At 47.3% G+C, this 14,793-nt stretch carries 15 protein-coding genes and 1 other annotated feature; of the genes, 3 read left to right on the top strand and 12 right to left on the bottom strand.

Features of this window, described 5'->3' with window-relative positions; genetic code table 11:
- Positions 1 to 9: 9 nt before the first annotated feature.
- Genes KNQ18_RS01770 through KNQ18_RS01755 form a run of 4 tightly spaced genes read right to left on the bottom strand, consistent with a single transcriptional unit; the run spans position 10 to position 2,689 of the window.
- A complete protein-coding gene (locus tag KNQ18_RS01770; protein ID WP_231496899.1) occupies positions 10 to 396 on the bottom strand; it encodes a hypothetical protein in 387 nt (128 codons plus the stop codon).
- Positions 360 to 728, bottom strand: coding sequence for a flagellar export chaperone FliS (gene fliS, locus KNQ18_RS01765; RefSeq protein WP_056063022.1), 369 nt, complete (start codon positions 726 to 728; stop codon positions 360 to 362). The genes KNQ18_RS01770 and fliS overlap by 37 nt, the downstream gene beginning before the upstream one ends.
- A 15-nt stretch (positions 729 to 743) precedes the next feature.
- Positions 744 to 2,315 (bottom strand): flagellar filament capping protein FliD, encoded by a 1,572-nt coding sequence (gene fliD / locus KNQ18_RS01760; protein ID WP_149427782.1) that lies wholly within the window; start codon positions 2,313 to 2,315, stop codon positions 744 to 746.
- Positions 2,316 to 2,332: 17 nt separating this feature from the next.
- The gene (locus tag KNQ18_RS01755) at positions 2,333 to 2,689 is read right to left on the bottom strand and encodes a flagellar protein FlaG (RefSeq protein WP_149427783.1); all 357 of its coding nucleotides are present in this window, start codon (positions 2,687 to 2,689) and stop codon (positions 2,333 to 2,335) included.
- A gap of 128 nt (positions 2,690 to 2,817) precedes the next feature.
- On the opposite strand from KNQ18_RS01755, the gene KNQ18_RS17225 reads away from it, so the two are divergent.
- Positions 2,818 to 3,273 carry a hypothetical protein gene (locus KNQ18_RS17225; protein WP_251133284.1) on the top strand — a complete coding sequence of 152 codons (456 nt, stop codon included), beginning with the start codon at positions 2,818 to 2,820 and terminating at the stop codon, positions 3,271 to 3,273.
- Between the two features lie 776 nt (positions 3,274 to 4,049).
- On the opposite strand, the gene KNQ18_RS01745 is transcribed toward KNQ18_RS17225, so the two are convergent.
- The 6 genes from KNQ18_RS01745 to KNQ18_RS01720 all read right to left on the bottom strand — a co-directional run bounded on the left by KNQ18_RS01745 (position 4,050) and on the right by KNQ18_RS01720 (position 10,509).
- Positions 4,050 to 4,892: a flagellin N-terminal helical domain-containing protein gene (locus KNQ18_RS01745; protein ID WP_149427784.1), complete on the bottom strand. Its 843-nt coding sequence runs from the start codon at positions 4,890 to 4,892 to the stop codon at positions 4,050 to 4,052.
- Between the two features lie 214 nt (positions 4,893 to 5,106).
- Complete coding sequence (locus tag KNQ18_RS01740) at positions 5,107 to 6,390, bottom strand: methyl-accepting chemotaxis protein (RefSeq protein ID WP_050678723.1); 1,284 nt, start codon at positions 6,388 to 6,390, stop codon at positions 5,107 to 5,109.
- 162 nt (positions 6,391 to 6,552) lie between these two features.
- On the bottom strand, positions 6,553 to 8,061 hold the full coding sequence (locus KNQ18_RS01735) for a peptide ABC transporter substrate-binding protein (protein WP_149427785.1): 1,509 nt from the start codon (positions 8,059 to 8,061) through the stop codon (positions 6,553 to 6,555).
- 98 nt (positions 8,062 to 8,159) lie between these two features.
- Positions 8,160 to 8,397: a binding site (T-box leader), on the bottom strand.
- A 62-nt stretch (positions 8,398 to 8,459) separates the two neighbouring features.
- Entirely contained in the window at positions 8,460 to 8,852 is a 393-nt protein-coding gene (locus tag KNQ18_RS01730) for a hypothetical protein (protein WP_035396226.1), read from the bottom strand.
- Positions 8,853 to 9,132: 280 nt separating this feature from the next.
- On the bottom strand, positions 9,133 to 9,963 hold the full coding sequence (locus KNQ18_RS01725) for a GNAT family N-acetyltransferase (protein WP_149427786.1): 831 nt from the start codon (positions 9,961 to 9,963) through the stop codon (positions 9,133 to 9,135).
- A gap of 63 nt (positions 9,964 to 10,026) precedes the next feature.
- Positions 10,027 to 10,509: a hypothetical protein gene (locus tag KNQ18_RS01720; protein ID WP_035410076.1), complete on the bottom strand. Its 483-nt coding sequence runs from the start codon at positions 10,507 to 10,509 to the stop codon at positions 10,027 to 10,029.
- Positions 10,510 to 10,646: 137 nt separating this feature from the next.
- On the opposite strand from KNQ18_RS01720, the gene KNQ18_RS01715 reads away from it, so the two are divergent.
- Positions 10,647 to 11,150: a hypothetical protein gene (locus KNQ18_RS01715; protein WP_035410079.1), complete on the top strand. Its 504-nt coding sequence runs from the start codon at positions 10,647 to 10,649 to the stop codon at positions 11,148 to 11,150.
- 257 nt (positions 11,151 to 11,407) lie between these two features.
- On the opposite strand, the gene KNQ18_RS01710 is transcribed toward KNQ18_RS01715, so the two are convergent.
- Both KNQ18_RS01710 and KNQ18_RS01705 read right to left on the bottom strand, forming a co-directional pair.
- Positions 11,408 to 12,673 carry a HAMP domain-containing sensor histidine kinase gene (locus KNQ18_RS01710; RefSeq protein ID WP_215083669.1) on the bottom strand — a complete coding sequence of 422 codons (1,266 nt, stop codon included), beginning with the start codon at positions 12,671 to 12,673 and terminating at the stop codon, positions 11,408 to 11,410.
- Positions 12,670 to 13,326, bottom strand: coding sequence for a response regulator transcription factor (locus KNQ18_RS01705; protein WP_215083668.1), 657 nt, complete (start codon positions 13,324 to 13,326; stop codon positions 12,670 to 12,672). Before KNQ18_RS01705 ends, KNQ18_RS01710 begins: the two co-directional genes overlap by 4 nt.
- Positions 13,327 to 13,456: 130 nt before the next feature.
- Between KNQ18_RS01705 and KNQ18_RS01700 the strand changes: the two genes are divergently transcribed.
- Positions 13,457 to 14,611 (top strand): hypothetical protein, encoded by a 1,155-nt coding sequence (locus KNQ18_RS01700; RefSeq protein WP_215083667.1) that lies wholly within the window; start codon positions 13,457 to 13,459, stop codon positions 14,609 to 14,611.
- Positions 14,612 to 14,793 lie beyond the last annotated feature (182 nt).

Raw genomic sequence — 14,793 nt, 5'->3', positions numbered from 1 at the left:
ACAAGAAAGTTACTGACGAGAATCAAAATACGGTGAAAAACTATGATCGACTTCCTCATACGGATCAACGTACGATTTACGACTCGTTTGCGTCTGACGCAACTGACTGATTTGTACCCCTAATTTAGCCGTTTCTGCTGATAATTTCAAGTCGATTTTTCGACTATCAGCGACGAGTTCCTGGATGACGGCTTGGTTGGCACCGGCTAGCAGATTCGAGTGTGCCGCGATGAATGCTTCTCGTTCGTTCAGCAGACCTTGAATCTTCTCGATCCATTCATCATACGTCTCTTCATTCGGCGTTTGATCAAGTAATTCAATCAATCGTTTCGTCTTCAGGCGAAGCGGATCGAGCGGACTCATCGTTGCCGTGCGAGTTTCATCGCTTCTTTCCACGTCTCGCGGAACTCCTCGGCAAAACCGATCACTTCGTCAATTGCAACCAAATCATTTTTTACGTTGGCATCAATCAGCCGTGTTTGCATGTAGTCATACAGACTGTTCAAATCCTTTGATAAGGCGATCGATTGATTCAACGTCAATTGCAATTCGGTAATGATTGCTTGTGCTTTTTGGATATTCGTATTTTTTTGTTCAATCATCTTCTGTTCGATCGCTCGTTTTGCGAGCATTGAGAATTTAATCAAGCCTTCGTATAACATCAACGTTAAATCTTGAGGTAACGCCGTCGTTACCGAGTTCGTCTGATACGTCGCATAAGGGTTCATCGCGTTTCCTCCTTTTTATTGTCCTTGTCCGAGATAACCGGCAAGCGTCGCCGATTGACTGTTCGCTTGATTCATTGCTTGTTCCATCGCCGCGAATCGGCGATAGTAACTGTCTTCTTTTCGTTTCAACTTGTCTTCCCACGACAACATACTCTTATCGAGATCAGCGAGTGATTTTCCGAGTCGATACGTCGTCGCTACCGCTCCGTCACGTCCAGCGACGCCAGAAATCTTATCACGAAGTGTCGTCGCAAATCCTTGAATCTGACGCACGAATCCGTCCAGTCCATTTGGGTTTGGAACGGTGTTACCTTGCCCATCTTTCGTCGGTTCCGGCGCATCAGCTGTGAATAGTTTAAAGACACCTTCCGGCTGTTCTTCAAGCATCTTCTTCAATTTCGTCTCATCTATTTTTAGCTTTCCACCGTCACGAAAGTCACTCGTTGAAGTGATCCCGATTTGCGACATGTACCGGAGTTGAATTGTATCCGTACCTGACGTATACGAGTAACCCGTATCGACCTTTGACGAGATTGCACTCCTAAACTGATTCAGCCCGTCCTGCAAGTAGCTATCATTCTTGAGAACACCGCTCATTGCTTTTTCTTCCCATTTTTTGACTTCGTCCTCACTTAGTTCTTTCCTTTGCGCATTCGTCAATGGTTGGAAATCACGATACTTCTCCTCACGAACCTTTTTGTTCATTTTATCGATGACATCGTTGTATTTATCGACGAAGTTCTTAATCGAATCAAAGTTTTTCTGTGTATCGAGTGTCGTATTAATCGTCGTCGCTGTCGTCGAGACATTATTTAACGTGATTGTCAGTCCGTTTTGCGTGAACGTGTTCGTTGTCTGTTCGAGTTCTTGTCCACCAATCGTGTACTTCGCATTCTGTCCTTCACGACCGAATGTGCTGTCTTGTGAATTAACCTTCGCAGTATTATCTGATGCATCGACGATCGAGATTTCCGCTCCCGCGGTGTTTAAGTTACCGGTACTCGTTTTCGTTAAGACCAGTTTTCCTGTTAAATCGTTGAAGACGGCATTCATTCCAAGACTGGTTTTACCGTTGATCGCTGCTGTTAAGTCAGAGATTTTTTGTGTTGCGTCCAGTTGCAGTGTCTCCGTCACCGCTACGCCCGTTGCATCAAATGTATTGATTTGGACATTGATTTTGCCATTCGCATCTTTCGTGAACAGTCCACTTTCTTCAAGAGTTGCATCACTCTTCTTTCCGCTTGCCGCAATGAGTGTTACGGATGCAGCACTCGCGAGTTGACTAATACTGTCAATCGTCACACTGCCAGTTGACGCTGTTGGACTCGCCGTCACCGTCAACGCCGTCGGATTCGAGCTCGTGACCGTTTTCGATTGATAATTCTTTGATAATAACATGTCACTTGCAGCTGTCCGAAAATCAAGCAATGCCCGATTCATCTCTCTGTACGCATCACGTTGCCATGTCAACGTCTGTTTCTTTTGCGATAAACGATCAACCGGTGCTCGCTCCGCCTGCATCAATTGTTTAATCATCGTTTCCGTATCAATCCCACTCGCAAGACCACTTAGTCGAATCCCTGCCATCCAATCAGTCCTTTCTGTTAAATCCGTTTATCGATTAATTGATTAAATTCCATGAATGCCGCAAAGAAATCGAGTTCTTTTTTACTTGGGATTTCTTGCACGACGTTATTATTCGTATCGACGACTTGAATGTAATATTCGTTTAATTTTTCATGTTTGACGAATTTAAGTCCTGTCCGTTGCAGTTCAAGTTTTACATTCGCCTGCTCCATCGCCGTCTCAAGTTTCGTGATGTGTTGCGGTGTCGGTAGGACAACGACTCCTTCTTCTGCTAGCGCTTCCTGATTCGCTTCCACAAACACATTGCGTGTCGCTTCGTACGGCAGGACGTTCGAAGGCAGATGAAGGCGAATTTCCGTATTAATGGAATTCATAGTCGGTCACTCCTTATTTGTTCTCTATGTAGTATATCGGCTGAATTAGATATTTTATAAGTATTAATTTAAGGAACGTGATTTCAGGGTAAAAAGAACGTATGTTTCTATAAAAAGGAGGTATGATAATGCTGTTGCTAAACAATCTATCGTCACAACAACAAGCTATTCTATTAGCTAGTATTCTAGGAGATGGAGAAATCACAAAGTGTTATTCAAGTTCTAGGCGAAAGAACAATAGTTATCGCGAACACTTTGGAGAGTCACAGCGATTTTATCGGGAATGGAAGCGACAACAACTTCCTGATTTGCTATACATTCGTCAAAACAACTTAGTTTCACGCTCCCTTCCTTTATTTACGGAACTTTATCCTTACTTTTATCCATCTGATCAAAAAGATATTCCTTTCGCCTTACTCTCCTTATGTAATCATCCGCTTTTCTTATTGACCCTCTATCTTGATGACGGCTCACTAATTGTCTCAAAACGCCTTACATCAAAACAACAACTGATTGCTTCTCCTACAATCGCACTTTACCTTCAGTCTTTTTCAAAACAGTCACTGACTCTGCTTTGTGAATAGCTAAATCATAATTTCCGACTCTATTTCAGAGTAGCCAAAACGTCGAATGGCTCCGGATATTTCTTGCGAACAACTCGTTTTGAAGACACGATGCAGTTTCTTGATTATTTGACACCCTATGTAAATGAGTTACCTGACTTTTCGTATAAACTCGATTGGAAAATTCGATTGAAACAAATACAACAGGATCACCCACATGTCCATATCTTAAGTACAAAGCCAAATCGATACTTCAGTCCATTAGAAATGGAACAATTGATGAATGACATGGCCAATCAAGTTCCTGTATCAGAAATCGCACAACGCTTAAATCGGTCGATATGGTCAATCTACGCTAAACTCAAGGCCATAAAAAAAGGTCACGGAACGAGTCCGTGACCTGAACAATCGAGATACACCAATTACGATTAACGGAGTAATTGGAGAACGCCTTGCGGCTGTTGGTTCGCTTGCTACGCGCATTAACTTTCGCCAATGATAAGACTATATCTTCATCCTTAAAGTTCAAGGAGCTGGGCACTTCCCCCGCCGTTTACGGAGTACGGATTTCATAACCATCGGACAAGTCCATTAGGTCGTCTATCCTAGTCGTTGAACCTTCACCAAGGTTTCCCTACAGGTGCTTGGCTGCTGATTGTCCAATCCTTGATGTTTTTCAGAACGGTCACGCTCGCCGTTTCCAGCCACGTTGTCGTACATCAAGGCTCTCAGGAGTTCCAGCAATTCACCCAGTCATGATCTAATCCGTTACCAGATTAGACGCCCGGTAGAATCAATCATCGAAGGAGTTGAAGAACGCCCTGCGGAGTTTGATTTGATTGAGCCAACATTGCTTGTGCAGCTTGTGCAAGAATCGAGTTCTTTGTTTGGTTCATCATTTCTTTCGCCATGTCAACGTCACGAACGCGTGATTCAGCCGCTGTTAGGTTTTCAGAAGATGTTTTAAGGTTGTTGATTGTATGCTCTAAACGGTTTTGAGTAGCACCAAGTTTAGAACGCTCTGCTGAAACTGTTTCAATCGCAGTGTTTACTGTAGTGATAGCTGTGTTAGCACCAGTCTGAGTAGTAATGTCAATACCAACTGTTGAAGCCTCATCTGTTCCTGTACCAACTAAAAGTGCAGTTGCATCCATGTTACCAATAACTAATGTAAGGTTTTGTGATTCATTCGCACCAATTTGGAACACTTTACCGTCAGCATCTGAACCATCAAGTAATTTTTGAGTGTTAAACTCAGTAGTTTTAGCAATACGTGTAGTTTCTTTTGCTAACTGAGTAAATTCTTTTTGTAATTCTTGACGGTCAGTAAGTGTGTTAGTATCGTTGGCAGATTGAGTCGCTAATTCACGCATCCGTTGAAGAATGTCATGCGTTTCATTCAATGCACCTTCAGCTGTTTGAATCAAGGAGATACCGTCTTGTGCGTTACGTGAAGCTTGATCAAGTCCACGAACTTGTCCACGCATTTTTTCAGAGATTGCAAGACCAGCTGCATCGTCACCCGCTTTATTGATGCGAAGACCTGAAGCGAGTTTCTCCATTGATTTACTTTGTGCTGCAGAAGCTGCAGACAATTTGTTGTGCGTGTTAAGCGCTGTTACGTTGTGATTGATAATCATTGTAATTTCCCTCCATAGGATAAGTTTTTTGTCTCTTCGAAGATCCGTCTTCTCCGAGATGTGCCCCCTGGCCGGCCCAAGGGTGACACGATAGAATTAGTCGATGACTGCTTCCACCCTATATATCGTCGCCCATCCGAAATGTTTAACAACTTTCTTCAAAAAAATGCAAAAAAATCGTACATCCATGTCGGATGTACGATTTCCCCATAGTTTAGAGACGCGTCGCACCAGTCTCTTCCTGTAGTTGTTCCGCTACAGCAACAAGCTCTTCCATCGCCCCGTTCACTTCACCGAGCGATGCTGCTTGATGGCTTGATGCCTGTAAGACTTGTTCCGCGTGCTTTGATGCTTCCTCAACCATTGCAAGGATATTCGCTGTCGTTAAACCGACTTGATCAATCTCTTGATCCGATTTGACGACGAGCTGGTCGACCGATTTAACGCGTGAGTAGACATTCTCTGTCGAATGATGAATCTCTTCAAATGACGATCCTGCTTGTTCAACGAGTCCGACACCTGTTGCGACTTCACTTTGAACATCAGTCATCGCGTTTGCCGTATCATTAACGAGACGTTTGACGCCAGAAATCAAATCCGTGATTTCTTTTGCTGAGGTCGCCGTCTGTTCCGCGAGCTTCTTGACTTCTGCTGCAACGACCGCAAAACCTCGTCCTGCTTCTCCTGCTCGTGCCGCTTCAATCGATGCATTCAAACTGAGCAAGTTCGTCTGAGCTGAGATATCACTAATGACATCCGTGATCCGTGAGATTTCGCCTGTCATGTCCGTCAGACGACCGTTCAGTGTCGCTGACTGTTCCATCTTCTTCGAAATCATATGCATCGCTTCGACGGAATCTGTTGCGAGTGTCTTCCCGTTCTGTGCTTCCGTCTGCATGACTGTCGCTGATTTCAATGCTTCGTTCATCTCTTTTGCAACTTCATCCATCGTCCGTTTGACCGCACCGAGGGCGTCCATCGACAAGTAGGCTTGATCGACGTTTTCGTTCATCTTCGCTGATAGCTCTGCCATCGCTGAACGGATGCTTTCACCCGACGCATTGCCTTCTTGGACTGCTGCTGCGATCTCTTGCGCGGACGCTGTCAGCTTATCGCTCGAGCTTCCCATCTGTGTCGCTTGTTTACGGATATGTAAGACCATCACTTCTAGTTCGTGCATCAGTTGGTCGACTTCATCACCGCGCTTCGCTTCCTCGAAATCGACGTTGAAGTTGCCATTCGCGACTTCGCGTGCCGTTTCCGTCGCCTTTTCGATCGCTTTGATCGGTTGACGTAAGATCAATTGCGTCAACGACGTCCCTATCAACGATAACAATAAGCCAATCCCTGCTCCAATCCAGATCGCGTTCGTATCCGCGACATCAAGTCCACGGTGGAGATAGAGCACGAGCTGAGCTGAGATGCCGCTCGTGATGACTGAGATCGCCAAGACCCAAAAGAATAACCGTACCTTCAAGTTGCTTCGTAATTTACGCATAACCGAAACTCCCTTTCCTGTATCTTCTTTCACCGTCCTCTCTATCGGTTTCTTTTGTAACCGTTTTAAGTCAGTTGACCCGATTTTCAAAAACGATTCCCAGTGATATGACAAAAACACACCAAAAAGAGTGATGGATCGAATCGTCCATCACTCTCTTTCTTATTTCCGCTCAATCTCAACATACTTATACGAGATATCCGTTCCGACATTGTGTCGTGCGAGATTTTTGACTTCCGTGTTTTGCAAGAAGGCATTCTTCCGTTGGTAGACCGGTGAGATCGCTTGATCGTCGAGCAACAAGCTTTCCGCTTTACTGAGTAAGGCAAGACGTTTGTCTTGATCGAGTTCACCTTCAGCCTGTTTCAAGAGACGATCATACTGTTTGTTCGAATAATCCATCATATTGAACGGGTTACCGGTCGTGAACAAGTTCAGGTATGTCGTCGCATCCTGATAGTCCGGAGCCCAGCTCGCAAGTGACAAATCATAGTCCCCTCGTCCTTCACGGGCGAGACGTTCTTTCTTCGGAAGTGACAACAGTTTAACGTCGACATTCTGCTTCTTCAACGCGCCTTGGATATACTCCCCGATTTTTTTCGAGACGTCGTCATCTTCGATCAACATCGTCAACTCAAGATTTTGCTTCGCCAGCACTTTATTTGCCGCTGCTACATCATATGATGATTCGATTTGACGCGCGTTATCGTATTTCGGATCAAGTTCTTTCGGTACGATGTAGTCCGCAGGGAGTGATCCGTTCCCGAGCAACGTTTCCGTCATCGCTTTTTTATCATATGCCGCATCGATCGCTTGGCGTGTTTCTTTATCTTTCAAAGCATCCGTCTTTTCGTTCATCCGGATGAAGAACATCCGCGAATCGCTGAACGTGTTGTACTCTTTTTGATTTTTATACGTCACGACGTTCTCCGAGTTGAGTGGCGCGACATCGAGCTCTCCTGACTCAAACAAGTTGATCGCAAGCATCGGATCCTTGATGATTTTAACGTCGACTTCGTCGATCTTGACATTCTTCCGGTCTGCGTACTCAGCGTTCTTCGCGAGCGTATAGCCTTGTTCCGCTTGATATTTCTTGAACGTGAATGGTCCGTTGTAGACGTTCGTTTTTGGATCCGTTCCGAACTGGTCGCCTTCTGCTTTGACGATATCTTCCCGGACTGGCATATATGTGCCGAACGTCGTCATGCTAAGGAAGTATGGTGTCGGTCGCTTTAGTTCGATTCGGAGCGTTTGGTCGTCGACCGCTGTCGTTTTTTCGACAGGTTCAAGCAAGTAAGCGAACGGTGAGTTCGTTTTGATGACACGCTCGAATGCATAGCGGAAGTTCTCCGCTGTGACGGGCTTTCCATCCGACCATTTTGCATTCGGGTCAAGCTTGAACGTATAGACTTTTCCGTCTTCAGACACGCTATGTGATTTCGCTGCCGCTGGAACAAGTTCGTTGTTCGCGTCAAAGCGATAGAGTCCTTCGTAGATTTGGTTGAAGATGTTTGACGTGATGGCATCTGCCGGGTCAACCGACAGGAGGTCATAACTCTCCATCGTATGCAGGACTTTTTTGTCCGCTTGTTTATCTTCTGCTGGTTCTGTCGTTGCACATCCTGCTAATAGGACTGCCGTACTCGCCGCTGCGATCAATGTCTTTTTCATGTGTAGTGCCTCCTGAGAAATATGATGAGCGTTGGATGATTCGGCATACCTTGACGTACAACAAAAAGCGCCCTCTACGCATAGCTAACAGCTAATGCATAGAGGACGCCTGTATCCGCGCGGTGCCACCTCTGATTGAGACGAAAAATCGTCTCCACTTGTCGCTGGTCCAACAACCAGCTAGCCCGGTAACGGGGGCAACCGTCCTGTCTACTCGAAGGTTCAACAGGCTCTCAGCGGTCCATTCTCGTTCAGCTTACCGTGTCAGGCTCTCACCATTCCTGACTCGCTTGGTCGGCAGTGTTGACGATACTTACTCCGCGTCGTCGATGTAATTGATATGGCTTAACTTGTTGTTTACTTTACACGGCTTGTTTTTCACTGTCAACGAAAAAAACTCAGAACGGATGATCTTCTTGTTTTTCTTGCTCCCGACGGACCGGACGTGGTCGAATCGGTTCGACGTGTTTGACATGTGTTCGTGTAACGATTCGGTTACTGAGTGCTGCGTCAAGTAAGATCGTGATCGCTGCTGCCATGTGTAAGAACATCCCGACGACCGGAATGACACCGACCGTTGATGCGACGATCCCGACGATGTTCCCTTTTGAGACGTTCCCGGCACGTGCCGTCAATACGACGACGACGATGTGAAACGCGAGCATCAACCACAGGGCATTGTAACCTGAGAAAATAACGATTGAACCACCTAGGAGCGGAATCCCAAGCACCGCTTCCATTCCACCTGATACCCACTTCAACGTCCGCAATGAATCCTGTCGACTCTCCATGACGTCGCCTCCTCTTTTTTTCCATATGTCTAGTATACGACGGATTGCAGAAAAGGTTCCAACGTTTTTGTTTAGTTTGTAAAATAACAAAAAAACGATCGACGACTATACTCAAGTCTTGCTCCCTTTCCTCAGGCGAGACACAAGCCGCGACTCTTTCGCTTCAAGCGAAGAGCCGGTTCTTGTTTGTCTCTGACAGCGCAACTGCGCTTTTTCCTGTAGGAGTGGAGCACCTTGAGCATCCAGCATGCACTGGAATATCCGTCAATCGCTCATTATTTTAAACCGCCAACACGTGGAACTGATAACCACGATGGACGACGAATCCTGCCTCTTTGTAAAGATCGAGTGCACGATCATTATCCGTCTCGACGTCGAGCTCAAGTTGTGTCCGACCCGTCCGGAACAACGCTTGAACCATCAATTTCAGCATCTTTTTGCCGTAACCATTACCTTGCGCTTCTGGACGAACCGCAAACGCATGGATGCTCGCTTGTGTATCGGAAGCGAGATAAGCACGGATGACACCGACCGGTTTGCCGCTCGCGACACCGATGAACGTAATTCGGTCGTCAGATTCAATCGCTTGATAGATCGACTCTGCTTCTTCGTCCGTGTTCCCGAACGATTTACCAAGCGTCTCGACGATGAACGGACGGTCGTCCGCTGTCGCTTCGCGTAATTCGAAATCCGGATCGGCTTTCAAGAACAACTGCGCCTTTTTCAAAATCATGTTGTATTCGGTCATCCGGTACTCAGCACCTAATCCTTCGAGGACAGCTTGACCTGACTCACTTGCATCGTCAATGACGAACGTAAATGCTTCGACGCCCGCTTCCGTTGCCCGCGAACGTGCCGCTTCGACAAGTGCCGTGAAGATGCCTTGTTTCCGATAATCCGGATCAACGAAGACATTCAATTCCCACTCCGTCGGTAAGTAAGCGAATGCTTGTAAATATCCAATCAATTGCTCGCCATCATAGATTGCGAAATCGTTCTCGCCGACCCAATCGGCTGCGACTTTTAATTCAATGCCATCGTGATCGTTGACACATTTTTCGAGTTGTAATACATCTGTTGTTTGTTTGACGTCTGTGACGTTCCATTCCATATTCATTCACCTCATTTTCAACTATACCGAACGAACAAAAGAAGCACTAGCAAAAGCTAGTGCTCATTGCAGTTTAAATGTCTTCATCATCTGCGGGACGTCCTTGACGATCAAGTTCTCGATCGCTTTCTTACCGACAGCGCCTTTGACAGCTTCCGTCGGTAAGACGTAGTAGTACGTTTTGCTCCCTTTCGTCCCGAGATATGTACCATATCCGATTTCACGGTCGAACTGTTTTTTCGAAAGCTTCTTCGGCTCGTAGTTCAAGTTGACGAGCAGCTGATCCGCGCCTTTAACTTTATAGTACAATGCGAACGTGCCGCTCCGCGTGACGACACCGTATTTTGATTTGACCGTCTTGTTCTTGACGAACTCGACTTTATCTTGTTGGATTGCCTTTTTTAGCGCGTCCGTCGTCTTGACGGTATAGCCGAACGTCTTGTTTGCGACGACTCCTTTACTATACGTCACGTTGCTTGCAGCAAAACCCGTCACCGGAGTCAAACATGCTCCGAGTAAGACTCCTGTCATTGCGATTCGTTTCATGCTGACTCCTCCTTGAAATGATCGATAGTAATGGATTCCCTTTTGTGAAATAGGTAAACTCTATTCTCGAAAAAGATTTGACGGAATTGTCTAAATTTCTTACGATAGGGATAACGAAACGAAATGGGGTTAAAGCGATGACTGAACAAGAACAATTAACGCAAGAACAGCTCGATAACTTGCTCAAGAATGCGTTTGCAATGCAGGTTCCGATCCTCGAGAAGTTCATGAAGGATACACACGATCGTTATGCACTCGCAACGACGTCATTCAAGCGTGACATGGAAGCGATGAAAGAGACGGAATGGCATCAGTTCTTCGCTAGTAAACTGTTACCGCACTTCTTCCTCGAGCACCTCGGATTCGGTGCCTCGTTCCGCTTCAACGGACATGATAAGGAAGTCGATCTTCCGGAAAACGTCGTGCCAGTCCGCAATGATGCCGATGAGCAAATCGAAAAAGTCGTCCTTGGGGTCAAAAAGGCGATGCAAGACGAGCACATCAAGAATCACGATCTCGTCGCGAACTTCTATAAGGAAACACTCGAACTCGCGTGCCAAATGGGTAGCCGTGTCGGGATGAGCGATGAGTTCTATACCCTCGTCAAACCAAGTCTCGTTCATGCGAACGAAGGCGAATGACCTTTAACTTCTACCAGCATTAAAAGGAGAACAGCTTCTGTGTGAAATGGAAGCTGTTCTCCTTTTTCGTGTGCCTATTCCAGAACGAAGCAGCTCATCCGCGACTCCTACAGGAAAAGAAAGTGCCAATAGCACTTTCGTCAGGGACTAGTAAGACCCGGCAGATGGTACGGAGTGCAAGATGCCGCGGCTTACTCCCGCCTGTGGAAAGCAAGGATGACGGAATCGTTCGTCAGAATCCTCTACATTCTATCCCATCAAAGCCGAACGTAGAACACCGCTCCCCCATCACTTCGGTCGCGCACACCATAGTCGAATTGATGACTATCGAGAATCATCCGGCTGATCGCAAGACCGAGTCCATGCCCGGCACTGCCTTCTTGTTTGACGTAGACATCCCAGATCGTCGCCCGGTCTTCGGCCTGAACTCCCGCTCCTTCATCCTCGACCGTCAACTCGTCATGCGTTAAGCGAACGGTGACCGTTCCGCCGATTGGTGAAGCAAAACGGGCGTTCATCAAGAAGTTGATCAAAACGCGCTCGAACATGCGTGGGTCAAGGGACTGCCTAACCGGTTGCAGCTCCGTCGCCAGTGTCAGTCCTGCTTGTGTGAACGTTCCGCGCAGGCGTTCAACCGTCATCGACGCGAGTTCATCAAGCGCCACATCCGTCTTTTCAAGCGGCATCCGTCCACCGGCAAGCTTCGAATAAAGCAACGTCTCATCGATCAGATGACCGAGTCGATCCGTCTCCTCGATGATACTCGTCGTCACGTCGGGCAATTCAGCAACGGGAATGACACCTGCCGCCAGTGCTTCGGTCTCGTTTCGAATGATCGCGAGTGGTGTCCGCAAGTCATGAGTGATGCCGGCAATGAACGTCTTCTGTAGATGATCCTTTTGCTTGAGTTGCGTCTGCATCTCGTCGACTGCGTCAATCAATTCTCCGACTTCATCCTTCGGTCGTGCTGGCAAGACGACGTCCGTTTCACCGGCACCAATCTTTTGGGCAACGGACCGAAGCGTGACGATCGGTCGTGTCAGGTGCCGTCCCATATAGTAAGCGAGCAATGATGCGAGCAACAGTGTCACGAGTAATGCGAGTCCGATCGCGAGATAAACACCACTCAGGGCACTACTCGCCAGTGGTGCTTGTCGGACCGTCGTGATGCGTGTTCCGTCAACCGTCAACTGATACGTCAGCAACCGTTCGTCTTGCACTTCAATGACGTCTTCTTTCTTTAAATCGTCGAGAAGTGGTAACCGCCCCGCCGGTCCGCGAGCGCCAATCCGTTGCGTCAACCCGTCGGTCGTCAAAAATCCTTGGATGTCACGCGGAATCGGCGTGTCGGCTTCAATCGCTTGTTTAATGATGTTCGCTTCCCGCGCGAGTTGATCGTACCGTTCGCCTTCTGCGAACCGATTGACGAGGAACGCTGTCAAGACGAAACTAAGAACCCCCATCACGAGCAGCGGACCGACGACAGCGTATAAGAACTTACGCATCAAAGGACGTCGTTTCATTCAATCGCCTCCAATCGATAGCCGACCCGGTGGACCGTCTTCAGTTGTCGTTTAATGATAGGCAGCTTATCCCGCAATTGTTTGACGTGCGTGTCGACGGTCCGGGTATCACCTCCGAATGCGTACCCCCAGACGTCATCAAGAATCTGATCCCGACTGAGTGCCTCCCCGAGATGTTCGATGAAATAAAGCAACAGTTCGAACTCCATCTTTGCGAGACTGATCGCCCGCTCACCTGTTTTGACTTGGCGTCCCTTCTCATCGATCGTCAAGTCACCAAACGCATGGCGAGCGACCGGACGGACTTTAAGTGCCCGTTCAAGCCGGATCGTCAACTCCTTCAAGACGACTGGTTTGACGAGATAGTCATCAGCACCGAGTTCAAGTCCGAAGACGCGATCATCGGCCTCGCCGCGTGATGTCATCATGAAGACGACCGGTGGCTGAACTTGTGATTTGATGCCTGGCACGAGCGACCAACCGTCACCGTCCGGTAAGCGGACGTCAATCAAAACGGCATCAAACGCCCTCGTCAGGCACTGTTTCGCCTCTGCTAACGAACCGGCAATCGTCACGTCATACGCATGATGACGGAGGAAGCGTGCCGTCACCTGCGCTAATTTTTGTTCATCTTCAATCAATAGTACGTTCATCATCATCCCTCCACTCTTAGTGTAGCGCCTTTTTGTCCAGATTTGCCTTTCTTCGCAGTTTCTTTGCAACTTCCTCACAACTTCTCTTTCGTCACCCTCTACCATAAAAGGTGAAAGGAGTGATCATCCCATGACATTCAAAAAACAATGGATCACTGCATTGACAATTAGCGCATTAACAGTCGGAGGCGCATCAGCATACGCTGCGACAAACGACGACTCGAGCACGACAAAACAAGCGAAACACGGGCACCACTTCGAAGGTATGAAAAAACATGATATGACGCTACTCTTGAAAAAATTGAACCTGACACAAGCTGAGGCAGATGCTGCCCGGGAAAAAGGGCAATCAATCGCCGATCTCGCAAAAGCAAAAGGAATCTCGTTCGCTGATTACAAAAAAGCAGAACTCGCAGCAGCGAAGGAGCAGCTGGCAAGTCTCGTTAAATCAGGCGACTTAACGCAAACGCAAGCAGACGACATGTTGAAGCGTCAAACGGAACGGTTCAGTGGCGTCAAGAGCTACGCTGAACTCAAAGACAAGATGCCGATGGGTCGCCACGGTGGACCAGGTTTCTTCAATGAATCATTGATTGCTGACGTCCTGAAGGCACTCGGACTGAGCCAGTCGAAGTTCGACTCAGCGAATCAATCGCTTGCTGCTTATGCGAAGGCACAGTCGATCAAGTTCGCCGACTATAAAAAAGCATTGCTTGCGGCGCAGACAAGTGAACTCAATCAACTCGTCAAAGACGGGAAGATGACGAAAAAGCAAGCAACGGAAATCAAGTCTCGACTGACAGAGGAATATAAGGATGCAAAGAGCTACGACGATCTTCCGGATCGCGGCGAACACGGTAAGCGTGGCGACCATGGACCGGGTGGTGTCTTTGGTGATTCAACATCCGCAATTTTAAAAGCACTTGGACTCGATGAAGCGAAATTTAAAGCTGCAAAGCAATCATTACCTGAATTCGCGGAAGCGAACAAGATCGCTTACGCCGATTTCGAGAAAGCCGTCCTGACAGCTCAAACTGCTGCGATTGATCAACAAGTCAAAGATGGCAAGCTGACAGACAAACAAGCGAAGCAGATCAAGGAACACATCCAGTCTCGAGCGGATGAAGTCTCAAGCTACGCTGATTTGAAGAAAGGACCAGCACGCGATGGTGGTCATGGTCGAGGACACGGACCTGGTCCGGACGGCGACATGCCGGGCGCACCGGATCAAGGAACGGATACCGATCCAAATGCCAGTGACACGTCCGTCGATTTAGCGATTTAAGGATGAGACCGAAGCTCTTTCATGAGAGTTTCGGCTTTTTTGTGTTCGATTTAGGACAGATGTCTTTTAATCATGATTTTCATATACTGGTTCACTTTTTTGAAAAATAAGTCTATTCCTTGAACGAAGGTTGCAATTTCCATTTCCTACACCCGATACTAGTAAAGAGAACGCTAGTATTG

This window comes from Exiguobacterium sp. s78, assembly GCF_018618985.1.
Classification (GTDB): domain Bacteria; phylum Bacillota; class Bacilli; order Exiguobacteriales; family Exiguobacteriaceae; genus Exiguobacterium_A; species Exiguobacterium_A abrahamii.
Note: the sequence above shows the minus strand (reverse complement) of the source record. Positions and strands in the feature narration are given on the sequence as shown.